The sequence below is a fragment of the Nitratidesulfovibrio vulgaris str. Hildenborough genome (assembly GCF_000195755.1).
Lineage (GTDB): Bacteria > Desulfobacterota > Desulfovibrionia > Desulfovibrionales > Desulfovibrionaceae > Nitratidesulfovibrio > Nitratidesulfovibrio vulgaris.
In genome coordinates, this window is record NC_002937.3 from 2,942,302 (window position 1) to 2,964,914 (window position 22,613).

Consider the following 22,613-nt stretch of genomic DNA (forward strand, 5'->3'; position numbering starts at 1 on the left):
AGGGAAATGGTGTGGTCAAAACTGTTAATTGGCGAGACTTACTTGAGCCTCAGACAAAAATACGAGACCCACTTTACGGCTATATTTGGGTTACCGACGATGAACTTCAGATCATTGATACCCCCATTTTTCAGCGTCTTCGCCGAGTAAACCAACTTGCACTGACAAAATATGTATATCCAACGGCTGAGCATTCACGCTTTGTGCATTCCCTCGGAGCAATGCATTGTGCGACACAAATCTTTACAGGAATCTTAAATAATACACATTCGTATCATGGCATACGAGCTATAGATTCAGCTAATATGCTTAGACGATTACGGTATGCTGCACTTTTACATGACATTGGCCATATCGCATTTTCGCATGCAGCAGAGAAGCTTATTCTTAACCCTTTGCAACATGAACATCTAGGGCAATTCATCATTGCCAATTATTCTCCTATATCTTCTATTCTCGGAGAGCACATCAAACCTGTCATAAGCATTTTGGCTGACAGCGTTACCCAAGACAACAGGCTGCTCCATCAAATCATATCGGGCCATCTTGATGCAGACAGAGCAGACTATCTCATGCGCGATTCGCATGCCTGCGGAGTCAAATACGGAGAATATGATTTTGAGCGCTACATGCAGGCATTCGGGGCTATAAACGAATCCAATGAGCTAAAACTGTTTGTCCACGAGCGCGACATATTCGTTATCGAATCATTTCTCGTAGCTAGACATCACTATAACATGCAAGTTCCTTACCATAGGACACGAATGGGGTACGACATTATTCTTGGTCGATTCCTTAAAGAATTTCTACCCAAGTGCGATGATGCCAAATTAGGCCTAACGGTTGAGGAAGGAGCATACACAAAGGTTGACCTTCAAAAATTTGAATTTTTTGATGACTACTCCGTTTTCAACCACATCAAGCACGAGGCTCGTACGGGCAATCTCTGGGCAAACATGCTACTCCGCCAAGGACACCTATGCCCTGTCTACGACACGACAGACTCTGTTGATCGGGGAGGAAAAGTTTTCAAAAAAATTATTCGCCGGCTTAAAGCGAAAAACTTCGTCGAAGATGATGACTTTTTCCAATGCCGCAAAGAGATCACGGCATCGAAGCTAATATCTACGGATGAAAAGGAAAATTCACTCGCTGACACAAGCCGAGAGACCATTTATGTGCGCACCAAGAGTGGAAAGCTCGTTGACATTGTCAAGCACTCGAATATTGTGCGCGCCCTACGCCCGGTGACAATCTACAGGATTTATACTAGTCAGAAACGTAAGTCCGAAGCTGAAGCGGTAATAGCCGATGTCTGCCGCAAGACTCAGGTCGACAGGAGGGGATAAATGGCTGACCAAAATGAAGCAATCGTTTGCGAAATGCTACGAGCGATGCAAGCGAAAGGTGTAGAATTAACCAAGATAAACCTCCAGAAGACAGCTTTTTTCCTCAAATCTTGGGGCGTATCACACGGCTTGCGCTTTAAACCTTACACATACGGCCCCTATTCGAAAGACTTAGCCAAGCTACTAGACGACTTGACATTCTGGGACAGCCTCAAACTTGACACTAAAACCACCTACAGCATCGTGGATCTACCTGAGCATCAACTCAGCGAGCAAGATGCAACACGAATCAGAAATTGTGTTGACGCTCTCTATGACAACATAGCAGGGTCACGAAATCCTGATTTCAATGAAATGGAAGTACTAGGAACTGTCCTCTACTGCCGCAACGCTCTTCTCGTTGCAGGTGAGGAGCCGACCGAGCCTGAGGTTATTAATCAGTTCAAGGCGTGGAAGGGGCAGGCCTATACCGACGAGCGCATTGCTGACGCCCTCAGACGAATAGAAAACAACATTCCTCAGTAAAACGAAGACTTTTACTTAACATTATGAAAACGGCATCCCATCACACCGGGGTGCCGTTTTCATTCTTGACGGTCAGACAAATAGAAAAGTCAAAAAGCCATCAGGAAATCATGTCGCGTTCCCGCCCCCCCCTTTCCGACCCCGCACATGGTATGCATAGCCTTCGTCCCCTTGAAATTTTTCAAGAAACTCATATTTATATTTGCAACGTTCTAATGCTACGTACCCCCCCACAATGATGGCGAAGCCAGGAATGAGAAAGATGAGTTTATCAAAAGGAAAAGCAATATTTTTACAGTCCTGAGGATCCGACAGAACACTAAATGATATACATAAATATGAAACAAGCCAAACAGCAGCAACCACTAAGCTCACCACCTGATTGATTTTGGATACAGAGTAGGGGGCACATTCAAGATGTCCCTTCGCATCATCCTGCCTGATTACTACCTGATACAACTTGCCATGCACATCGCCTTCCACAAGATCTACATGGGCCTCCCAGTTTTCTTGCCAGAATTTGCTTCCCTGCGAGCTACGAAACCAAGCCCAAGAAAGAACAAACCCAAGCCCACACACCAACAGCTTGAACCAGTCTGGATGCGGATATTTAGGATTCATGCTAGCGATAAGAGCTGCCCCAATTGTTGCAGTGAATCCCCAGAAATATATAGCTCGCTTCCAGTATAACTCTATTTCGAACTCTCGAGTTGCCCACGATCTTTCAAGCAACTTCTTTTTTAGCTCACGGTCAGAATCATCGTTCTCTTCAAGGCAACAGTCCTTCTTTATCACATCTAAATACTTCATTAGCTACTCCACAAATTGGCTTGAGCCATTCCTACGAACTCTCCAAGAGAAATCAGCTCTTCACGCTGTGCATCCTGAAACGAAGACTGAATCCCTCGCGGGATAACAAGCTGTACCGCGTGATCGACCATTTCAGTCGTCTGTTGCACACTTATTCCGGGTTCAAGTGTCAGAAGATGCTTGCGGCTTACGCGGGCGGCTTCAGCCAGCACCTGCCTCCAGCGATCCTTGCAGGTTGATTTGACAGCCAGCATGCGAAGCTGGTCCTGTGGAAAATTCGTCTGGTGATACTCGCTACACCCAGGAAAAATGAAGTCGGGCTTTGAATTGTTCTCGGTGCGGCACTCCCGCGTGTAGGGTACGCCCCAGTCCTTGAGCACCTGCTCGACATGATTCTCCAGCGCCTTACCCGCCCTGGCCTTTCGTCGATTGAGCACGCTCAGGGCATACCCCGTAAAAGCGTCCACATCCTCGCCAAACCCTTCTCTTAGCCGTTGGGCAACCAGATGCCGTTCAAACATCCGGAACAGTCTCTCCTCCTGTTCGAACCACGCCACGAGAGCACCATCCGGATCATCTAGCGAACTGACATGAGGGAGTGAGTCGCGGGCATACGTTGAAAATACGGCTGTAGGGGGAAAAGCAGAACCAAAGGTAGACAGCAGGTGTTCCAGTTGACCATCATCACCGGCAGCCGCAATTTCCACTCCCAATTCTTCAAGGATGTAGCTTCCGGCAAAACCGATGTCCTGCTCAAGCAACTCAGGCGAAGCAACCGCGTAGCCGCCATCTGCAGCGGGAGAAAGACCAAACAGCCAAGATAGCTGGCTTTCACCCGTGGTCCCCGCTGCTCCGATGATCACCAGCATGGAGCCATCCTCGCGTAGTCCGAAGACAATCATGTCTCCCTCGCGGGCCTCGGTCATGACTTCACAGGGTGGGAAGTACAGGCGATATTCCGTCCGTGTAGCATGGCGTTCCCTTGCATCATACCACGTAAGGGAGCCATCACAGGCGAGAGGCGACTCGTCGTCACCCAGAAGGATGAAGCGGGCAGCCAGGGTTCTCCGGTCATCCCCCAGCATATTGCGAAGCGCAGCCACACCATTGAACTCATGCTGGTTCGATCGGGCAGGTTCGGCTTCCACGGCCCGCAAACGCTTGGCGGCCACGCAAAGAAACAGATCTGACAAACGCATACCGTAACCATCAGTTGTTAAAGACTTATCTTACACTCGCTATTGGGTTACGATACAAACCTGAATCATGCAACTACAGAGATCGCCTCCCATCTGAGTGCTTTTCTTGTTGCGAGCTATGCCGTAAGAGCCTTCCCATATGACTTCCCAACTGTCTTTTTCCTTCATCGACCTGTTTGCTGGCATTGGCGGCATAAGGCTAGGCTTCGAAGCTGCAGGGGGCCGTTGTGTCATGTCGGCCGAATACGACAAGTATGCCCAGAAAACCTATCGGGCCTTCTTTGGTGAATCGCCCGATTTCTCAGAAATCATGTCTGTTTCGCCTCCTGGCGATATCACTAAGCTACCTCCGCACCTTGTACCAGATCACGACGTGCTTACCGGCGGCTTTCCCTGTCAGCCGTTCTCTCTGGCAGGCGTATCAAAGAAGCAGTCACTAGGCCGACCTCACGGCTTCGACGACCCCACGCAGGGAACCCTCTTCTTCAACGTGAAGGAGATCATCAAGAGCAAGCGGCCCAAGGCCTTCATGCTTGAGAACGTCAAGAATCTGTGTAGCCACGATTCCGGGCGAACGTTCCGTGTCATCCGGGAGTCTCTTGAGGGACTCGGCTACAGGATGCACTACCGTGTCATTGATGCCCGTGACTGGATTCCCCAGCATCGGGAACGTATCTTCATGGTCGGCTTTCGCCTGCCGGAGGCTTGCCCTGCTGGCGCGCAGAAATGGGATGTGAAGGATTTCGACTTTGGGAAGGTCTCCAGGCGGGGGTCCCAGAAAGACCTTGAAAGCGTGATCGAGCCGGACGTGCCTGAAAAATACACACTGGGACCGGGAACGTGGAATACCCTGGTGAGGCACAAAGCTAATCACGCGGCCAAGGGCCAGGGCTTTGGCTACGGCATGATCACCCCCCCCTTCGCAGGACAGACGACTCGCACTCTCTCTGCCCGTTACCATAAGGACGGGGCAGAGATTCTTGTTGCCCAGCCGGACAGGCCGCGGCCTAGACGCCTGACCCCCCTGGAGTGTTGTAGACTGATGGGTTTTCCGAAGGAGTGCCAGCGCTGGTTTGACAGAAGGGATGAGGCGCATCCGCAGCCAGTCTCTGACTGTCAGGCCTACAGACAGTTCGGGAATTCGGTCGCCGTTCCAGTTGTGAAGGCCATTGCCCGGGCAATGGCAGAAGCCTTGAAGCGCAACGGTGCCATCTGACAATCACCATGGCGGACATCGTTGACAGCGCAACGCGCAGCCGGATGATGTCCGGCATAAAGGGGCGCAACACAAAACCGGAAAGACTTGTCCGGTCGTATCTTCATGCAGCGGGGTTTCGCTTCAGACTCCATCGCAAGGATCTCCCCGGCTGCCCGGACATCGTACTCCCACGCTACAGGGCTATCATTTTTGTTCACGGATGCTTCTGGCATCGCCATGAAGGCTGCAATCTTGCTTCCTTCCCGGCAACAAGAGTCGACTTCTGGGAAAGCAAATTTGCCGCCAATGTGGAGAGAGACCGCAGAAATGAAACAGCTCTTGCCGAGGCTGGCTGGCGGGTCATCATTATCTGGGAATGCCAGATCAGGGCAGGAGAACTCTCCTGGCTGCCAGACGCAATCACGGGACAGGGATAACCGGCAGGGAGGAGCCATGCTTAAAATCGTGGGCTATCACAAGCGGACATGGCCTTTCGGCCCCGCAACCCTCCAGGAGGCAGCTGCCCACTTTGATGTCAAAGGTCTTTCGGTAGCAGGCTCTTACAGCCTTCATACAGAATATGCTGCAGGTTGTCGGCAATTCAGGAACACGGCCCTGAATGCCTTGGGTGCCATCACGGCAGCACACCAGCGAGGTATCCCGCAACTCTGGAAAAGCAAGGAGTGGGCAAACCAGTTCGCAGCCTTTGTGATTGAGTTGACCCAAGAAGCCATGCCTCCCGAAGTGATCGAGATCCACCCCCCCTTCAATGATTACTGCCCTTCATTCAGTGACCTTATCTTGCGTTACAAAGCGTTTGAGTCTGAAATTGCAAGAGTGTATCCCTCCAGCCTGATCGTAATCGAGAATCGTCATGGCACGCGCTACACCGGTGGCAAATTTCTTGTTAGCCGCCGTGAAGATTTGCTGGCGCTGACAGACCTGCTTGACGCAACAGACCTTTCGCTCAATCTTTGCCTTGATGTCCCGCAGCTCTTCTCCGCCCATTTCGGCCCTGCCCCACGGACCGAAGACGACATCGACAGGGTACTCACCCCTCTCATGGAGTGCCGCCACCGCATCACCTCGGTTCACATGTGGGGCAAGAAACGGAACAAGCGAGGGGGCATGCAGGCCCACTATGGCACGCTGGATACATGGCTCGGCCCAGAGCTGAAACGGCACTTGCTGCGACGCCTGCACGAACTTCTGGACGATGACAGGACTCGCTATTTCGTGCCTGAGGTCAACGGCAGCCAGAGCGATATGGACGCCCTAGCAAAGGACATGATCGAAGCCGGCTTCACCTTCTGCTGACCACACCATGGACATGAAAGACCACTCGAAGGAATGCATCTTCTGCGCCCTGCAGCACTCCCCGCACATGGTGCGCGAGAACGCCACCTGCTACGCCATCCGCGACAAGTATGCAGTGACAGAGGGGCATCTACTCATCATCCCCAAGCGCCACACCGAAGACTACTTCAGCCTGACGCAGGCCGAAAAACGCGACGCCGACGCCCTGTTGCGCGAACTGCGCGATGAACTGGCCAGTGCCGATGCCTCGATCAGCGGCTTCAATGTCGGTGTGAACTGTGGCGAGGATGCCGGACAGACGATCTTTCACGCCCACATACATCTCATTCCCAGACGCAAAGGCGACACGCCCGACCCACGCGGTGGCGTGCGGGGCGTCATCCCCCACCGCATGGCCTACCCATCACCACCACTCACAAAAAACACTGTCATTTAAGGGAAGTGACAAAGATATGCATAGGCTCCATATCTAAAGGGAGGAAAACATGGCAGCAGCTAGCACCTGACGCCATGCCCACTAGACATGGAGGCAGCATGCATTTCACCAAAGGCGACATGGTGTTTTTGTGGCAAATTGTATCCGCTTTCGTCATGTGGCGCTTGTCGCGTTTTTAGCGCGCTCGCCAGCAGAGGCTCAACGGAAACCGACGGCTACTTCAGGCACGGTTCGGCGGATCCCCCCAACGACCAGCGCAGCCAGAAAAGACATAGAGTGCTACTATGCAGCAGTTGGTACTGCCCTTACCCCGCCGGCCGCACATACCGGCCCTGCCGCACCTCTATGTTGCCGTGGGCCAGCAACGCACGCACGCTACGCGGCTGCTGGCCCTTGCGGACGTCCAGTTGCAGGATGAGCAGCCTGCGCCACATCTCGGCGATGTACTCGCACTTGCGGCGCTCTCCGGGTACGACACGCCGCCAGTAGCGCAGATAGATGTAGGGCGTTCCGTCGGGCTTGCGGTGCAGGCACGGCGTACAGCCAAGGCTGAAGAGCCTCTTGTGGGGGTCGAACGGTTCACGCATGAAGGCATCATAGCGCGGAACGTCGCCCCCCAGTAGAGGCCATAGCAACGATGGTACGCCTACACCGGATAGCTCACCACCACGGACATGACCGCTTCCACCGTCTGTGCAGCTTCGACCTGTGCTTCAAGTTCAGCCCGGCGCGCGGCCAGCTTCTGCCGGGCGTAGTCCAGCCCGGTGGGGTCGGTGGTAGCCAGCAGCGCCGCCTCAACGGCCACCACGGTGGGCGTGGGGTCGGAGATGGCGACCACTCCCGCGAGGGCGGCATCATGCCCGACGGCGATCTCCGCCCGCTTGGCGGCCTTGGTGTCGGCCAGCGGCACTTCAGGGGCGGTATCGCTCCATCCGGCAGGCAGCGGCCCAAGGTCGCGCACCGTGTGGGGCTGTCCTTCGACGTAACCCGCCTTGCCCCGGTGATCTTCGATGTGTTCCCAAATGTCCCCCGCAAGGTTCAGCACACGGGCGAACCCTTCGCGCTGTGCCGGAGGTTGTAGCGTCGTGGCATCGGCAGGCAGGGCCACCCACTCGTTCGGGGGCGTCCAGTCGATGGTCTTCAGATATTCGCGGGTACGGGCATCATAGGTGTGAATCGTAGGCATGGGGTGCTCCTAGACGAGGATGAGGTACATAACGGCAACGTTGCGGGGCCGCGTTTCAATACCGCCTGTAGGCATGGTCAGCTGGTTCTCACCCGTGATGCCGGAATACGCCCACGCTGTTGACCCTGCGGTTCCGACCCGCGACGCCCGCAGGTCGTGCTGATGCGACTCGATCATGTGCCCCTGTGCGCTTCCCAACACACGCCCGGTATCAACGCCGCGTCCATGGTCCCACCCGCGCGCAAACTCGGCTCGGCGGTCTTGCAGCCGGATATAGGCACCTGCCGCGTCACGAACACCATCCGCCGTGCATCTGAACCATGCAGGAGTTGTGGCATTACTGCCTGCTCCTGCCCATTTTCGCAGCAGACGGGGAAAGGTTGCCAGCGACACGACGCTTCCGTTCAGTTCAAGCCCAAGAGGCTTGCCATCGGTCAACGTTGGGATGGCTGCGGCTTCCCACTCGATAATGGCTCCGCCCAACATGTCGCGCATGACTGCAACCAGCTGCTTCGGCGTCACATAGCGTTCGCCGTCCGTTCCGGCCTGCGCTTCGGCATCAGTGGCGCGTTCCACAAGCCCCGCCTGTTCCGTGGTGGCCAGCGGTGCGGCCCGGTCGGTGATCATCTTGGTGATGGCGGCCTTCAGCTGGTCGTGCTTCGCCTTGTCCAGCGTGAGGCCCGCGCCTTCGACGACGCCCGAAAGCTCTTCCTGCACCGCGTTGGCCCAGTCGTCGGTGACGATGGTTGGCGGAATGCCTGCCGTGGGGTCGCCATCGGTGAAACGGTTGTCTTGCGTGGCACCGGGGCCGTCGATTCTATGCATGGGTCGCTCCTTGCTGGGCGCTGGCTGCGCCGTAGGTGAAGATCACATGGGTGTGCGCGGGCTTCAGCCGCCTGATGACGCACTCGAGCCGCTCATGCCCCCAGCGGCGCAGGGGTTCGCCTGCCGCACCGGCACCCACGGCGAAGCCCCGCACCGGAACGGAGGGAGCACCGATGGTGAAGGTATGCACCCACGCCCCATTGGAGAGAGGCTGGCCAACGGCGGAATGCCCCACCCTGAAAGGCCGGTACTCCCGCACGGTGCAGACGCCCCCGGCCAGCAGTGTCGCCAGTTCCGCATAGTAGTCCGGGGTCTGCCCGCCACGGGCGGAGAGACGGAGCACCACGTTCTCGCGGCGTTCGGCGATGGTCTCGCCCGGTTGCGAGCATCCGTCAGGCAGGCCGCAGACACGTTCCCACTCCGGCAGCAGGACCAGTGCCTGCGCCGGGTCCATCTCCGCAAGCAGGCGGTGGCCCGTGGCATCCACGCGGGCGGGTTCCATGGCCAGCGCCCGCGCAAGGGCCGTGAGCACGGCCTCGGGGTCACGCGGCCATGCCGGGCCCTGGGGCAACAGCTGCAAGAGTTGCGCGGCGTAGTCGTCTTCTGTGTAGGGTCGCATGCAAGCTCCTAGGCCGTGGCGAAGGTGATGTCGCCCAGTACCGGCATCTGGTGGCTGGCGGGCACGACGTCCGCCGTGGGGGACTGGAGGACGTGGTCCTCCTCACCGGGAGAGACGGAGACGGCCTCGCGCAGGTGCGACACCCTGATGACCGCACCGGGCGAGGATTCGCGGGCGAACAGGTCGCGCAGTTCGGCCCGCACCGCCGCACGCACGGCCTCGCTATCGGGCACGAGACGCACGGTGATGGGCACGGTCAGCACCTGCGGTGCGAACACCGTCACCTCGCAGGTGACCGGGCGCACGCCTTCAAGGTGCGCCTGCACCTTGGCCAGCAACGTGCTATCCGGGATGGGGCCTGAAGCCAGGCCATCGGCGACCACTGCCACCCCCACCGTGCCCGCGCCCATTCGCCCCGGGTAGACCCACGCGCGGGTAATGCCGGGCACCTCGAGTGCCCACGCCACATAGTCGGCAGCGGCCCCGCCGTGGGGCGGTTCCTGAATGCGCCGCAGCAGTCTGGCGCGAAGGCTCGCATCGTCTTCGGCATCCAGCCCGCCGGAGATGCCGTGGCCCGTCACCTGCGCCACGGGCTGCAACCCGGCCACGGGCGAGGTCAGCATGAGCGACTGCCCGGCGGCGACGTTGCCCCCCTGCCCTGCCACAAGCGCGGCCACGCTGGCCGTGACCGTCGCGCCGGCGGCGTGGCTGTCGGCCTGCACCCGGTAGAGCGTTCCGTCATCACGGCGCAGTTCCTGCCCGGCAGGCAGCACGGCCCCGGGCTGACCTTGCAGGGTCACGGTTCCCGCTGCGGCCACGGCGGGCTTGCGGCCGATGCCCCATATCCGCGCAAGGCGCGCCAGATATTCGGCCTCTGCCGTATCCGGAAAGGGCTGCTGCGCCAGCCAGTCGAGATAGCCATAGAGCATGTGCGCCTGCCCTGCTGTAACCCGGGCCAGCACCCCGGCCACGGAACGCCGGAGGGGTTGTTCGCCGTCGAGCAGCCGCGCCGAGAGGTCGGACTCGGCACGCTCAACCAGCGCAGGCAGACTTGGACGATCAAAGGGCATGGTGCCTCCTATGCAAGGTCGAACCGGTTCGTGTCCGGACGGTAGCCGAACGTCTGTTGCCACCCGCCAGCCCCGCGCGGCAGCCGCATCTGCACCGTGATGTGCAGATGCCCCGGCCCGGCCACGCTGGCGAACACCTCAAGGGACTCCACCCGCCCCTCGTCCACGAGCCATTGCAGTGCCTCGAGCGCATAGTCACGCGCCCGGGCGACCACTTCGGGGAGTTGCTTCTCGCGGCGCAGCAGCCACAGGCGCGAGCCGATGCGGTCCTTGCCGCTGGGCAGGGTGGCGTCGGCCCACCAGCCCCGGCGGTCGGCCTCGCCTGCGGGCAGTTCGTCGCCCCCGTCTGCAAGGCGGTCGCTGAAGAGGCTGACCACCACGGCAGAGAGCAGACCGTCATCGATGGCAAGGTCCTTGGCCCCGGCTAGGTCGGTCAGGGCGAGGTCGGCACCAAGGCTGCCGAACGCCAGCAACAGGTCTGCCACATCAGCCTCCGATGGGCGGCAGGGTCGCCGCGCCGTTGGTCTCCGGGTGGGTATGCGCGCGGAGTGACACGGCCCCGGCCTTGGCGTCGGCATCGGTGGTGAGGTCGCCCGTGGTATGGAGCGCGCCCTCGAAGCGGGCCGAGGCCGCGCCACCGCCAGCCCCCCGCGCAGTGAAGGCCGGAGTGGAGAAGGTAACGCCCTCTGAAGCCGTGACGCCGAAACGCTTCGTGGTCATGGTCACATCCTCTTGCGCCTCCACCTCGAGGTGCAGCGTCGACACCTTGATGCGCCGGTCGCGCATGAGGTGGATGACGTCGCCCTCGTCGGTGTAGAGGGCCACCTCGCCGGGCTTGAGGCTCACGAGACGGTAACGCCGGTCGTCCACGGCGATGGCCACACCGTGCCCGCGGTCGGCACCGAGAAAGATCACGGCGGCCTCGGCCCCCGGGTGGGGATGCGAGGTGAGTCCGTAGTTCTGGAAACGCTCCACCCCGTCGGCCAGTTCGCCGTCGAGAAGGCCCAGTTGCAGGGCCTGCATCCTGACCCCGTCGGACACGAGCCTGACCACGGCACGGGCGGCCATGCCGCAGAGCTTGCGCTTGAAGGGGTCGAGCATCCTGTTGAAGGTGTTGCGGTCCATCCTATTCTCCGTTGAGGATGCGGGTCTTCTCCGCTTCAGACAGTTCGCGCGCCCCTTGCAGCAGGTCGGCGGACTTGCCGTCCTTGTCCTTCTTGAGCTTCTTCTCGAACTCCTGCGCGAAGGCCAGCGGGCTGCGAAGGGTGAGCGCGGTGGTGGTGCCACCGGACGAGAGCCGGTGCACGACCTTGCCGATCATGAGGTCCTGCTCGATACGCAGCCACGGCAGAACCACGCGGCACATGGCATTGAGCGGCCATAGCGAGCCGTCGCCCTGCCGCCACCCCTGCACCGTGACGTTGACGGATACGGAACGCCCGGCGCGCACGCTGGCCTCCCATTCCGCCCGGCGGCGGGCGGTGGCAGCATCCTTGGGCGTCTCCCCGGAGATGACGTGCGGGCGGTAGCGACCGATGACGGGATCACTGGCTGTCGCCACCACCGAGGCAGCCCCGGCAGCGTCCACCGTGTCGGAACCGCGCTGCTGGGCCAGCACGCGGTACTCGCTGAAGCGGTCGCGGGCGTCGAACTCGACCTCGGCCGAGAGCACGTTCTGCCCCTGCACCAGTGCCGTCGTAGCCCGTCCTTCTCCGATGGCCACGAGCACGATCTCGCCGCCAGCACCGGGCATGGCCATAAGCTCTCGCTGGCGCAGGCCCCGCTCAAGGCATTCCCACGCCGTCTCGCCCGGCTCTATCTTGTGTACGGCAAGGGGTGCGCCCTCTGCGCCCTCACATCGCACGCGCACCCCGAAGGGTGCGGCCAACGCTGTGGCCAGCCTCGAGCAGGTGATCTGCCGCCATTCGCCGGGGGTATGCAGGGCTGCACAGTCCACAAGGTCGGCGCTGGCGTCGCGTCCGGACACGCGAATGGCATGCTGCGTTGCGGCAAGGCTCGGCTTGACCGCATCGATGTGGCCCCTGATGAGTTCATCACTGCCCGCGCGGATGGAGCAACGCATGCCGGGTGCCAGCGGCAGGGCCGTCATGCCCTCGACCCAGCGGTCTGCAAGCGACAGGTCGAAGGAACCTGCCACGGCATCCACAGCGCGGGTTATGGTCACCTCTTCCCAGCCGAGCCATTGCACGCCGTCGATGTCGAGGGCGATGCGCTCGGCCCTGTCGGTCTGGTCACGCACGACGGAGAACCTCCTTACCCGCTTCGATGTCGGGCATGATGCCGCGCGGCATAGCCTCGCGGCCCGCCATCTGCGCTATCTGCTCGCTACCGCTCGCGACTGCGTCGCCCAAGGAAATGACGTTACGCACGGCGCAACACCTCCAGTTCTTCAGCGGGCAGGAAGCCGGGGTGCCGCACCGCGTTACGCCGCAGCAGGTCGTGCTCGGCATCGAGGGCGGCCACGTGCTCCACCCTGTGGGCCACCACCAGCGAGGGCAGCACCACAGGCGGCCTTACGGTGATGACCTCCGGCGCGGAACCGCCGCTTTCGGACAGGGCACGCACCGTGGCGGTACGCAGGTCGGTGAACGAGGTATGCACGGCATCATCGCGGCTATCGTCCAGTACCCCGTCGATGGCGTCGCACACGTCGGCCCGCAGTGTGGCAGCCTCGCGCCGCGACTCCGGGGCGGAGAGCGCAGCCGACCGTGCCGCCTCGGCCACGGCGGCCTGTCGCTGATAGGCGGCGATGGCCATGCGGTTCTCGGCCTGCACTGTACGCACGCGCCCGGCCCCGGCGGGCATGGTCACCTGTGGTGTCGCCCCCGCAACGGAGAGCATCTCGCGCGAGCGCTGCCCATGCCCTGAAGCGGGAATGCCTGCACTGTCGCCGAAGAGGGGCAACAGCAGGCTGGAAGGCGAAAGGGCCGCGAAGCCCGAGAGGGAAAGCCCGGAAAGGGCTGCTACATGTCCGGCCAGTCCCGAAGGGTCGCCGTAGACGGAACGGTACGAGGCGACATCATCCGCCACCGAACGCATGGCCATGAGCGCGTCGGACAACACACCTGCGGGCATGCCGTCACGCAACAGGTCGCGGTCGAGACGCCTGCCTGCCACGGCCAGCGCATTGTCGGCCCGGTAGTCCGCCCGGCGGGATGAACTGACAGACCCGGCGGGGGTGGCAGCCTCGCCCGCCTCGGCGAAGGACAGGCTGAAGGCGGCCATGCCACCATCGGCCCGCGACTCGCGCAGACGGCAGCCGGTGCATACGACGGCGACCTCACCCGTCCACGGCACGACCAGTCGGCCCGGCCCTGCCTTCTCGCAGGCATCGAGCAGGGCGTCGCGCCCGGGCATGTAGTCCGGGCCGAGCACATACGCCTCTACCGAGATGGTGCGCGCCTTGCGCCCGAGGTCTTCCACATAGGGGATGTCGCGCCCGGGGAACTCGTGCAGGGCGGTGCGCCTGCCGGTCTCCATGTCGCGGGCGTCGACGTAGAAGGGTACGCCCCGAAAGCTGGCCTCGCGCAGGTTCCTGCGCCATGCGGGTGTGTTCTGCATGGTCGCTCCTAGTTACGGGCAGACTCGCCAGTGTAGACGGTGTCGATATCCACAGGTGCCCCGCTCTGGCTCATGCGGGTGCCCGCCGGCGCGACCACCTCGAGCCTGACGTTCGACTCCGAGCGTTCGGTGTGGGTGCTGCGCATCTCCTGCCGGTGCTGCGCCACGGAGGCCGCGCCGAGCTTGGGCCGTGGCGTCGCCTCGTCCTCGCCACCACCGAAGAGGGACGAGAGGGGGCGAGGCTCCGGAGCGTCATCCTCCGGGGTTCCAGCCGGGTCGCCGCTCTCTGCGAAGACGCCCCGCTGCATCCACTCCGGGATGCTGTCGCGCACCCACGCCACGATCTTGTCCCACTTGAGCCACAGGGCCGTGATGCCAGCCACCAGAAGCCCGATGCCACCAACCACCCAGCCGAAGGGCGTCGCCATCATCACCAGCCCGAGTTGCGCGAACACCCCCACAAGGCCCACCAGCGGGCCAAGCAGTCCGCTGAAGGCGGCGGCCAGCACCATGCCGAGGTTGTCCCAGCCGCCCACGAGGTCGGCCACCCACGCCAGCTTGTCGCCGAACCGCTGGATGCCCTCCCACACCTTGGGCAGCGCGTTCCATGCCGCATCGAAGAAACGGGTCAGCTTCTCGCCGATGTCCTTGGCCCATGCCTGCAAGCTGCCGTCGCCGGCCATCTCGTCGATCTTGGCCAGCACGCCCTCGAGCTTGCCCTTCATCCAGTCGAACACGCCGTTGGACATGACCATGTTGGTGAACCTGCTCCACGAGTCTGAGAGGTTCGACACCATGCCGCCGAAGGTCTTCGATTGCGCCTCCATGCCGCCGCCGTACTTCTCGGCCCATATCTTGGTGAGCGTCGCCTGAATGGCGGCCCGGTCATTGGCCTTGGCCATGAGCGAAGCCTGTTTGCCCGAGGCGTCGGTGTAGCTGTAGACGATCTTCTCACCCGTCTTTCTGGCGACGATGCCGAACTCCTTGAGCCGTTCGTTCTCGCCCGTCACGGCGTCGGCGATGGCCTCCACCGCCTGTTCGAGCGGCTTGCCCATGGATGACGCCGTGTCCCCCAAGGTACGCAGCAGGCCCTTGGTGGGGTCGAGACCGTAGCTGCGGAGTTTGACGAACGAGTCCGTGACCTCGGCCAGTTCGTAGGGGGTCTTGGCGGCGAAGTCGGATATCCAGCCCATCTCCTTCTTGGCCTTGCCCGTGTCGCCCTGATTGAGCGTGGTGAGGATGGTCTCGAACCGTTCGAACTGGCTGGCCGTGTCCACGAACTGCGTCTTGAAGGCGTAGCCAAGGCCGAGTGCAGCGGCACTGCCCGTCGCAGCCAGCGCCGCGAACGAACCGGCGAGTTGCTGCACCCGGCCATGCATCTCGTTACCGAACCTGCCGAACCGCTCCATGCCGGTCAGCCGGCTGAACCGTGAGCGTTCCGCCTCGAGGTTGCCGAACGCATGCGTGACCCCCGACACCTTCTGCTGCAGCCGTTCCATACGGTCGTTCAGACTGCGGAACGGGGCCGAGAATCTGTCGACGGCTCCGATGACGAAGGTAAGGGCTGTTTCGCGGGTGCTCACATGCTTTCCTTGGGCAAGTCGTTGATCCGGTCGAGCCAGAAACGGAGGTCATCCACGTCCATGTCCAGCAGGTCGCCGGGCGGAAAGTGGAAGGTGTAGGCGATGAGCCCGACGGCTACTGTCCAGTCCTCGGGCCAGTTGGCAAAAAATCGGTGACGACACCGAGCACGGTGGCGAGGTCATCGCCGCTCAACTCTTCCATGACGCTGGGCGGCTGGCCGCACATCCTGCCACCGATGGTGAGCAGGTGGTCGTAGCACAGCGCGAGGGGCAGCCCCTTCATGTGCCTGCCCTTGAGCGGGCCTTGGAACACCAGTTCGGTGATGGTCTCGCTGCCGTTCTGCAGAGGGGTCTTGAGGGTCATGCGACGTTCCATCAGCGCACCTCCTCGGCCTGCTTGCCTTCGAAGCGCACGGCTATCTCCGCCTCGCCGGTCTTCACCGTGCCCTCGCCCGCGTACCACGCATCGCGCAGCACGATGGTCTTGCCGTTGTGCAACTCGAGCGTGACGGTGACGCCGTCGAGCGACGTGAGCTTCTTGAGGTCGAGCGTGATGCTGTCGGTGATGGCCCCCTCGACGAAGGCCACCTGCACGGACGACTTGTAGCCATGCACCGCATCGGCCCCGACGATGGCCTCTCGCTTGTCGGTGCCGAGGTTGTACGAGAACTCGCCTTTGGCCTCCTGAAGGACGCCGTCGACCTTGAGGTAGATGCGTCCGGCGCGGGCATTGCCTGCCATGGTCTGCTCCTTGTAGGCGGGGCTTCAGGCCATGCCGAAGCCCCTTTGGTTACAAAATGAAGGAGAGCTTCACGCCACCAACGCAGAACTGGTTGACCAGATCGGGCGGCAGCATCCAGTCCAGCCGGTTGCGGTCACGCTGGTTGCGCTCGCAGATGACCTGCTGGGCGAAGACGTCCACGTTCTCCACAAGGCCCATCTCCTCCCACATCCGGGCACGGGCGATGGCCTCGGCCTTGCCGACCTTGGGCGTGATCACGGGCTGCCCTGCCCCGAAGCGGGCGTTGTCATCCGCCAGCTTGTGGCGCGGGTACTTGCGCAGGATGTAGTTGCGGAAGTCGTACCGCAGGTAGCCCAGCGTGAGCACGGTGTTGAGGTCGAGGTAGCTGGGGTCTTCCGCCCCGTTGGGGCTGGTCTTGTAGGTGGTGATGAGGCGCTGCACCCGCACCGCGCCCCCGGCATCCACGTAGAAGGTGGAGATGCCGTCGAACAGCAGCAGGTTGTTCTCGCGCTGCGTGAACCTGTCCTTCTGCGCCGGCGGGAGCACGCCCTTGAGTTCCAGCGTCTGGAAGGGGCGCGCGGGGTCGATGTTGCCGTAGTAGGCAGCCACGGCAGCGGTCGAGGCGGCCACCTCCCACGCGGGGGTGGGCACGCCGTGGCAGTGCATGACGGTGAGGTGCTGGCTGTTGCGCCCGTCACCGAGGGTGCCGAGTTCTGCATGGGTCCCGGTGGCGGCAGAGATGGCCACGCCCTCGATCATGCGCAGCGCGCCCCAGCGGTCCATCAGTTCCCTTTCGATGGCGGTCAGGCTTGCGGCATCGGTCCACGGCCAGACCAGCACGTTCCAGTGGGCATCACCAAGGGCGGCGATGAGCGGCGCGACATCGGGGCTGGCCGTACCGCCTGCAAGGGCGGTGATGGCCACCATGAGTCCGGCGGGCGTGGATTCGCCATTGTAGTTCAGGCGCACGTCGATGCCGTTGCCTGCAAGCCCCTTGTGGCGAGAGGTCAGGGTCACATCACCCGCCGTGGCGCTGGCACTGCACGGGCAGTCGGGCACGGTGTTGATGGCGGCGGCAAGGGCCGTGGCCACGGCAGCGGCCTGCTGGCCCGAGGTGACACCGCAGAGGATGCGACGCCCCCCGATGTACAGGGCCAGCGTTCCACCTTCAGTGGCGGCCCCGGTGAGGGCCACCTTGCCGGTGGCAACCTGCCCGGCGGGGGCATCCTCCACGGCGATGGCGTACATCTCGGTGGTGGGGTCGGCTGCCAGATAGGTGGCGCAGGACTGCGCCAGCATGGAACCGGCACCGAACAGTGCCACGGCCTGCTGTGCCGAGGTCACGCGCACCGGCACCAGCGGGGCCTGCGCGCCCGCAGCCAGCTTCTGCCCGCAGACCAGTGTGCGGTAGGGCATGAGCGCAGGCCCCGACACGGCATTGCTGTCGTCTATCTCCACATAGACGAACGGCACACGCATGGCGTTGGGTACTTCGTTGAATCCTATGGTCATGGCCTAGTCTCCCTTTCTGGGCTTGGAAGGTCCGGCGGTGACGGGCACCACGTCTCCCGCTTGCAGCCGGCGCAGCCAGTGCGAATCGGTCGGCACCTCTGCGCCTTCGGCAGGCAGGGGCTGCATGGTCGCGGGGTCGCGCACCACAAGCCCGGTGCGCGGTCTGATGTGCAGGGTCTCAGGGATGTGGGGCATGGGGAGCCTCCTGTGGCAGGGTCAGGGTGTCTTGAGCGTCGATAGTGCCGTCCGGGGTGCCAGCAGGTGAAACGAGGTCCCAGCTGACGCCCCCGGTGGCGAAGACGTCCAGCGGCGCATCCGCGAGGGACCGCTCGTAGGTCACGGTGCAGTCGATACGGGCGCACCCCATGAGACGCTCCCCCGATGCGGCGAGGGATATCTCCACGGCGTCCAGTTCGCTGTCATCCACGAGGTCGCCGAAGGTCGGGTCGTCCAGGAGGGCAAGCTCGATCCTGTCGGCACGATCGTAGAGGATGGCGTCGAGTTCACGGGTGGCTTCCGCCACGACCTCGACGGCGAGGGTCAGCGAACGCTCGTAGCGCCGGGGCGAGGTGTCCTTGTGGTCGGCCTTCTCCTTGAGCGCATAGACGCCCACGGCGGGCAGGTCGGCAGACTGGATGTGGCGCACGCGCGAAGCATGCACTGCCTTGACCGCATCCCCCAGCGCCGAACGCAGCAAGGCGGCGACATGGTCGACGATGGCCTTGCGCGTGGTCATGCAGACTCCTTGTGCAGGCGTATGCGCCACATGCCGGGGTGCAGGGGTTCGCAGTCCGCCACGGTGAACCACTGGTCGCAGAAGCAGACCCGGTCGTCCTCCGCACGGGGCTTGCCGGGCAGTCCATCGCGAAGCACCACGATGCTGGGCTTGCTGCTGCTCACCTGCAGGTAGTCGCCAGCCTCCACCAGTTCGGCCCCTTCGAACCAGATGCCGTTGGTGGCCACCTGCTCGCCGCTGGCAAAGGCGATGGTCACAGGCTCCGTGAAGCCGGAAGCGAAGATGCGGCGTTGATCCAGACGGGCGCGGTCTGCGAGTCTCATGCCTTCACCTTGTCCAGAATGCGGTTTGCCTCGACCAGAACACGCTTGGAGAAGATCTCCTCCGCACGCACCTGCTGACGGAACCGCGTCTCCGGCCTGCCGAGAACGGATAGGAAAGAAGGACCATAGAGGCGCACGATCGGGTAGCTCGCCTTCTGGGTGCGCCCGTAGACCTCTCCCTTGGCGATGAATGCCCCCAGTAGCGGGCGATCCTTCTTGCCGCCTGTCGTCGAGATGAGCTTCCGGCCCGCACCTTGGCGGATCTTCACCGTGACGCCCTTCTTCGTCGGCTTCGCCCCCCAGCGGATGAGGGGGATGGACATGCGTCCCCGCGCATAGAGAACGGCGATCTTCGTACCGGGTCGAGCGTGCCTCACCCACATGGTGGCATCCACATCCTTCTTGGGAGCGGCATACTCCTCGCGGATGGCCTTGCTCGTCTCCGTCCGCATGGCGTAGATGGCCCGGTTCAGCGAGTGCACGACCACCCGTTCTATGCCGTTCGGGAGCCGCTCCACCTTACGGTAGAGTTCTCCCAGCACATGCTTGGCGTGGAAAGTGTCCAGACGGGCAAGCCTCTTGTCAGCCATGATCAGCGCTCCGGCCTGTCGTAGCTGTCCGGGTCGGGCACGAGGTCGGCCAACTGGCGAATCTTCTCCACGGTGACCTCACCCTTGCAGCGTTCGACGGCGTCCAGCACCGCAGGCACGCCATGCGTGAGGGCCAGCCGCAGCACGGTGACGAGCACTTCCTTAGACATGGCCTTCCTCCTTCACCGGGGCAGGCTGCCCCGTCTTCAGGTCGTGTATGCCGACGCCCATGCCGCGGGCGCAGTCGAGCAACTCGGACAGGCGGCCCGTCATGGCCACCAGCATCCGCGTGACCCTGTCGCGCTGCGTGTCGCCGGGGCTGGCCACATACTCCTCGAGGGCTATCCTCGCCGACTGGAAGGCCCCCCGGTAGATGCGGGCCACGGCCTTGGCCTTGGCATACTGCGCATCGTCGAGAGTGCCCCCGGCGTGGGCGTCTGCGAGGGCGGACATGGTGGCGTCGTAGGTCTCGCCCGCGATGACCAGCGTGTTGTAGGCGTTGTTCTCGAAGTCGCTGCACGCGGCGAGCAGCAGCACGGAGAGCACGAGGAACAGGGTGCGGAATCTTTTCATGGGACCTCCTGCCTGTGTCAGCCCACGAGGCCGGCAAGGTCGGTTGCGCGGCTCACCCAGCCGCGAAGGTACTTGGCGCGCCTAGGCGATGCCGCAAGGTCCACATAGAAACGGATGCGACCAAGACACATGGCGGTGGCAAGACGCGGCTCGCCATACGGAAGACGGCAGAGCGACATGACGGCAGAGAAGGTCTTGCCGCCGAAGATGCCGTCCACGGCCACGGGCTGGCCCATGCCGCAAAGGGCCTCTTGCAGGATGCGGACGGCCCGGGTCAGGCCGCAGTTCACGCCCGCATCGAACTGGCAGATGGCAATGCCCTGCGGCAGCGACTGCAAGCCCGGCCGCAGCCAGAAGTGACGGTGATACAAGGCCGTGGCCTGTTCGGGGGTGAGGCCCCGGATGTCGTCCGCGTCCACATCGCCATCACCGTCGACATCACCCTCAAGCTGCCCGAGAGAGCGAAGCCAGCGCAGGCTTATGCCGTGGTTGGTCACGCCCCCCGGATCGTCGGCATCATCGGAGAGGCCGCCCTCGCGCGGGAGCGTGAACTCCATGGCACGCATGAATGCTACGTCGTAGGTCATCACTTCGTTCCTGAAGCCGCCCGGCCTGCGGGCGGACAGATGGTTTCGCGGTAGTCGCGCAGCCGGGTGGAGAGCCACTCCGGAATGGGCACACCGAAGAACTTGAGGTGGTCGAGGCAGCTCATGGCCTCGTTGACGCAAAGGTAGAAGACGAAGAACGCCCCCATGGGCACATGGAACAGCGTCCACGCCTTGCCGAGCGCGCCGTCCACGGTGGCCACCACGAACACGGCGGCGAAGTAGAAGAGGAACTTCCACGCGCCGGCGCGCATCTTGGCCCCGCTGATACGCCTGATGCGACAGGCGCGGACAAAGCCCAGCACGTAGTCGAGCACCAGCAGAATGGCGAGGAAGGGCAACACGTTGGCCACCCCTCCCAGCATTCCGGCCACCCACGCGAACACGGCAGCAAGAGCGGACTTGAACACAGAGTTCTCCGTCAGTTCACGGCACTGGATGCCGCACCACAGGGCTAGCTGGTCGAACATCGTCAGGCCTCGGGGGTGTCTCCGGCGGCTTCATCGCCACCGCACCCCGCCCCGGAATCGGCACCCGCGTCAGCCCCTCCGGAATCGGTCCCCGATTCAGGCGAAGTGTCCTTACGGGCCTTGCCATCAAGCAGGCTGCCAAGCTGGGCCTGCGGCGAGGTTGCCGGGTCTTCGAGCGTATCCACCGGCTTCAGGATGCGGTCTGCCGGTTCGGCGGCACCCTGTTCCAGCAACTCGTCGGCAAGGTCGGGGGGCAGTGCCACGACATCGCCCGGGGCGTAGTCCTTGCGGCCTCCCTTGGAACCGTGGGTCACAGCGCACAGCAGACGCACTTTCACGCTCTTGGCCATGATCCCTCCTAGGCCACCACGGCGGTGACGATGGATGCAGGCTCATAGGTGACGGGCAGCGGGTCGGTCTCGCCCAGCAGCCACAGTACGGAGGGGTCGCGCTCGGTCCACATCTTGGAGAAGAACTCGGCCTGCACCCCGCCGGGGCCTGCATCGAGGTCCTCGATGAGGCCGAACTCGAGCACGGCACGGGCCTTGGAGGAGAAGAGCGCCACCTTGTTGGCGGGCCATATCTCGCGGGCGGTGTCGGTGGCGTCGAAGAAGCTGCCGCCGTAGGTGTAGACCTGAAGCCCGCCGTAGTAGCCCTTGAAGTCCGCCGCGAAGTCGGGGGCGAGAAGCCCGCCCTCGACACGGCGCAGGTCGAGCCGTTCCTTGACCTTGGCGTGCGAGAGGAAGGCGTTGCAGGCCGTGGTGCCGAGAATGAGCACGTCAGGCGCGTAGCCCGTGGCGTCCTTGGTCTTCTTCGTCCACGCCTCGAGGTCGGCGTTGGGGTCGCTGCCCGTATCCGACCATTTTGCGGTGCCGGTGAGCGTGACCTTGTGCTCGGCGGGCATACCGAAGTCGTAGGCCAGACCAAGTTCGGGGATGGTCAGGGCACCCTGCAGCACATCGGCGCAGGCCTTCTCCACGGTAAGGTCGAGGCGACGCCGCAGGTCTTGCAGTTCCACGGCAAGGTTCTTCTGCGCGGCCTGCTCCAGACTCTGGCCTCCGGCCACATAGGGTGCCATGCCGGAAGGCCGGGCGAGGATCTTCTCGGGGTCGAGCTGCTTCTTGGGCCGCAGCTTGGGGAACTGCAGAAAGGAGGTCGAACGGCGCGTGTTCTCGAGGATGGTCCCGCCCTTCACGGCGGAGGTGTACGGCACGACCTTGTTCTTGAAGCGGTCCGCGTCGAACTGGAGGATCTTCGCGGGGTTGGAGATGCGCTCGCGGAAGAGGATCTTCTGCAGCAGCCCGGGCTGGCCGGGCATGACCTGTACGGCCTCGGTCAGGTAGCGAAAGTCGAAGTAGTCCAT

31 protein-coding genes are annotated in these 22,613 nt (G+C 62.3%); 6 read left to right on the forward strand and 25 right to left on the reverse strand.

Annotation, left to right across the window (positions count from 1 at the left end; translation table 11 throughout):
• Positions 1 to 11: 11 nt before the first annotated feature.
• Positions 12 to 1,349 carry an HD domain-containing protein gene (locus DVU_RS13290; protein WP_010940104.1) on the forward strand — a complete coding sequence of 446 codons (1,338 nt, stop codon included), beginning with the start codon at positions 12 to 14 and terminating at the stop codon, positions 1,347 to 1,349.
• Positions 1,350 to 1,874: a YwgA family protein gene (locus DVU_RS13295; protein ID WP_010940105.1), complete on the forward strand. Its 525-nt coding sequence runs from the start codon at positions 1,350 to 1,352 to the stop codon at positions 1,872 to 1,874. It begins immediately after the preceding gene.
• A 108-nt stretch (positions 1,875 to 1,982) separates the two neighbouring features.
• Here the strand turns inward: DVU_RS13295 and DVU_RS13300 are convergent, their stop codons facing one another.
• Both DVU_RS13300 and DVU_RS13305 read right to left on the reverse strand, forming a co-directional pair.
• On the reverse strand, positions 1,983 to 2,684 hold the full coding sequence (locus tag DVU_RS13300) for a RipA family octameric membrane protein (RefSeq protein WP_010940106.1): 702 nt from the start codon (positions 2,682 to 2,684) through the stop codon (positions 1,983 to 1,985).
• Positions 2,684 to 3,883 carry a type II restriction endonuclease gene (locus DVU_RS13305; RefSeq protein WP_010940107.1) on the reverse strand — a complete coding sequence of 400 codons (1,200 nt, stop codon included), beginning with the start codon at positions 3,881 to 3,883 and terminating at the stop codon, positions 2,684 to 2,686. The genes DVU_RS13300 and DVU_RS13305 overlap by 1 nt, the downstream gene beginning before the upstream one ends.
• 139 nt (positions 3,884 to 4,022) lie before the next feature.
• Between DVU_RS13305 and dcm the strand changes: the two genes are divergently transcribed.
• Genes dcm through DVU_RS13325 form a run of 4 tightly spaced genes read left to right on the forward strand, consistent with a single transcriptional unit; the run spans position 4,023 to position 6,834 of the window.
• Positions 4,023 to 5,099, forward strand: coding sequence for a DNA (cytosine-5-)-methyltransferase (gene dcm / locus DVU_RS13310; RefSeq protein ID WP_010940108.1), 1,077 nt, complete (start codon positions 4,023 to 4,025; stop codon positions 5,097 to 5,099).
• A gap of 8 nt (positions 5,100 to 5,107) precedes the next feature.
• The gene (locus tag DVU_RS13315) at positions 5,108 to 5,518 is read left to right on the forward strand and encodes a very short patch repair endonuclease (RefSeq protein ID WP_010940109.1); all 411 of its coding nucleotides are present in this window, start codon (positions 5,108 to 5,110) and stop codon (positions 5,516 to 5,518) included.
• Positions 5,519 to 5,534: 16 nt separating this feature from the next.
• Positions 5,535 to 6,398, forward strand: coding sequence for a hypothetical protein (locus DVU_RS13320; protein ID WP_010940110.1), 864 nt, complete (start codon positions 5,535 to 5,537; stop codon positions 6,396 to 6,398).
• 7 nt (positions 6,399 to 6,405) lie between these two features.
• Entirely contained in the window at positions 6,406 to 6,834 is a 429-nt protein-coding gene (locus DVU_RS13325; protein WP_010940111.1) for an HIT family protein, read from the forward strand.
• Between the two features lie 305 nt (positions 6,835 to 7,139).
• On the opposite strand, the gene DVU_RS13330 is transcribed toward DVU_RS13325, so the two are convergent.
• The 23 genes from DVU_RS13330 to DVU_RS13445 all read right to left on the reverse strand — a co-directional run bounded on the left by DVU_RS13330 (position 7,140) and on the right by DVU_RS13445 (position 22,613).
• On the reverse strand, positions 7,140 to 7,421 hold the full coding sequence (locus DVU_RS13330; RefSeq protein ID WP_223295111.1) for a hypothetical protein: 282 nt from the start codon (positions 7,419 to 7,421) through the stop codon (positions 7,140 to 7,142).
• Between the two features lie 59 nt (positions 7,422 to 7,480).
• The gene (locus DVU_RS13335) at positions 7,481 to 8,020 is read right to left on the reverse strand and encodes a tail assembly protein (RefSeq protein ID WP_010940114.1); all 540 of its coding nucleotides are present in this window, start codon (positions 8,018 to 8,020) and stop codon (positions 7,481 to 7,483) included.
• Between the two features lie 9 nt (positions 8,021 to 8,029).
• Complete coding sequence (locus DVU_RS13340) at positions 8,030 to 8,845, reverse strand: tail protein (protein WP_010940115.1); 816 nt, start codon at positions 8,843 to 8,845, stop codon at positions 8,030 to 8,032.
• Positions 8,838 to 9,464 (reverse strand): YmfQ family protein, encoded by a 627-nt coding sequence (locus DVU_RS13345; protein ID WP_010940116.1) that lies wholly within the window; start codon positions 9,462 to 9,464, stop codon positions 8,838 to 8,840. The genes DVU_RS13340 and DVU_RS13345 overlap by 8 nt, the downstream gene beginning before the upstream one ends.
• Before the next feature lie 8 nt (positions 9,465 to 9,472).
• The gene (locus tag DVU_RS13350; RefSeq protein WP_010940117.1) at positions 9,473 to 10,534 is read right to left on the reverse strand and encodes a baseplate J/gp47 family protein; all 1,062 of its coding nucleotides are present in this window, start codon (positions 10,532 to 10,534) and stop codon (positions 9,473 to 9,475) included.
• A gap of 8 nt (positions 10,535 to 10,542) precedes the next feature.
• On the reverse strand, positions 10,543 to 11,019 hold the full coding sequence (locus tag DVU_RS13355; protein ID WP_010940118.1) for a phage GP46 family protein: 477 nt from the start codon (positions 11,017 to 11,019) through the stop codon (positions 10,543 to 10,545).
• Between the two features lies 1 nt (position 11,020).
• On the reverse strand, positions 11,021 to 11,659 hold the full coding sequence (locus tag DVU_RS13360; RefSeq protein WP_010940119.1) for a phage baseplate assembly protein V: 639 nt from the start codon (positions 11,657 to 11,659) through the stop codon (positions 11,021 to 11,023).
• A 1-nt stretch (position 11,660) separates the two neighbouring features.
• A complete protein-coding gene (locus tag DVU_RS13365; protein WP_010940120.1) occupies positions 11,661 to 12,794 on the reverse strand; it encodes a phage baseplate assembly protein in 1,134 nt (377 codons plus the stop codon).
• A 122-nt stretch (positions 12,795 to 12,916) separates the two neighbouring features.
• Positions 12,917 to 14,116 carry a DNA circularization protein gene (locus tag DVU_RS13370; protein WP_010940121.1) on the reverse strand — a complete coding sequence of 400 codons (1,200 nt, stop codon included), beginning with the start codon at positions 14,114 to 14,116 and terminating at the stop codon, positions 12,917 to 12,919.
• An 8-nt stretch (positions 14,117 to 14,124) separates the two neighbouring features.
• Positions 14,125 to 15,699 carry a tape measure protein gene (locus DVU_RS13375; RefSeq protein ID WP_014524579.1) on the reverse strand — a complete coding sequence of 525 codons (1,575 nt, stop codon included), beginning with the start codon at positions 15,697 to 15,699 and terminating at the stop codon, positions 14,125 to 14,127.
• Positions 15,700 to 15,814: 115 nt separating this feature from the next.
• Positions 15,815 to 16,075, reverse strand: coding sequence for a phage tail assembly protein (locus DVU_RS13385; RefSeq protein WP_010940123.1), 261 nt, complete (start codon positions 16,073 to 16,075; stop codon positions 15,815 to 15,817).
• Positions 16,075 to 16,440, reverse strand: a complete 366-nt coding sequence (locus DVU_RS13390) for a phage tail tube protein (protein ID WP_010937521.1) — start codon at positions 16,438 to 16,440, stop codon at positions 16,075 to 16,077. The genes DVU_RS13385 and DVU_RS13390 overlap by 1 nt, the downstream gene beginning before the upstream one ends.
• 49 nt (positions 16,441 to 16,489) lie before the next feature.
• A complete protein-coding gene (locus DVU_RS13395; RefSeq protein ID WP_010940124.1) occupies positions 16,490 to 17,953 on the reverse strand; it encodes a phage tail sheath subtilisin-like domain-containing protein in 1,464 nt (487 codons plus the stop codon).
• A gap of 3 nt (positions 17,954 to 17,956) precedes the next feature.
• Complete coding sequence (locus tag DVU_RS13400; protein ID WP_010937519.1) at positions 17,957 to 18,148, reverse strand: DUF2635 domain-containing protein; 192 nt, start codon at positions 18,146 to 18,148, stop codon at positions 17,957 to 17,959.
• Positions 18,132 to 18,689 (reverse strand): hypothetical protein, encoded by a 558-nt coding sequence (locus tag DVU_RS13405; RefSeq protein WP_010940125.1) that lies wholly within the window; start codon positions 18,687 to 18,689, stop codon positions 18,132 to 18,134. Before DVU_RS13405 ends, DVU_RS13400 begins: the two co-directional genes overlap by 17 nt.
• Positions 18,686 to 19,012 carry a head-tail joining protein gene (locus DVU_RS13410; protein ID WP_010937517.1) on the reverse strand — a complete coding sequence of 109 codons (327 nt, stop codon included), beginning with the start codon at positions 19,010 to 19,012 and terminating at the stop codon, positions 18,686 to 18,688. Before DVU_RS13410 ends, DVU_RS13405 begins: the two co-directional genes overlap by 4 nt.
• Positions 19,009 to 19,602 (reverse strand): hypothetical protein, encoded by a 594-nt coding sequence (locus DVU_RS13415; protein ID WP_010937516.1) that lies wholly within the window; start codon positions 19,600 to 19,602, stop codon positions 19,009 to 19,011. The genes DVU_RS13410 and DVU_RS13415 overlap by 4 nt, the downstream gene beginning before the upstream one ends.
• 2 nt (positions 19,603 to 19,604) lie before the next feature.
• Positions 19,605 to 19,772, reverse strand: a complete 168-nt coding sequence (locus tag DVU_RS13420) for a peptidase M16 (RefSeq protein ID WP_010937515.1) — start codon at positions 19,770 to 19,772, stop codon at positions 19,605 to 19,607.
• Positions 19,765 to 20,175 (reverse strand): lipoprotein, encoded by a 411-nt coding sequence (locus DVU_RS13425; RefSeq protein WP_010940127.1) that lies wholly within the window; start codon positions 20,173 to 20,175, stop codon positions 19,765 to 19,767. The genes DVU_RS13420 and DVU_RS13425 overlap by 8 nt, the downstream gene beginning before the upstream one ends.
• Before the next feature lie 17 nt (positions 20,176 to 20,192).
• Positions 20,193 to 20,762 (reverse strand): glycoside hydrolase family 108 protein, encoded by a 570-nt coding sequence (locus DVU_RS13430; protein ID WP_014524580.1) that lies wholly within the window; start codon positions 20,760 to 20,762, stop codon positions 20,193 to 20,195.
• Entirely contained in the window at positions 20,762 to 21,250 is a 489-nt protein-coding gene (locus DVU_RS13435; protein WP_010940129.1) for a phage holin family protein, read from the reverse strand. The genes DVU_RS13430 and DVU_RS13435 overlap by 1 nt, the downstream gene beginning before the upstream one ends.
• Positions 21,251 to 21,252: 2 nt before the next feature.
• Entirely contained in the window at positions 21,253 to 21,600 is a 348-nt protein-coding gene (locus DVU_RS13440) for a hypothetical protein (RefSeq protein WP_010940130.1), read from the reverse strand.
• Between the two features lie 8 nt (positions 21,601 to 21,608).
• The gene (locus DVU_RS13445) at positions 21,609 to 22,613 is read right to left on the reverse strand and encodes a major capsid protein (RefSeq protein ID WP_010937510.1); all 1,005 of its coding nucleotides are present in this window, start codon (positions 22,611 to 22,613) and stop codon (positions 21,609 to 21,611) included.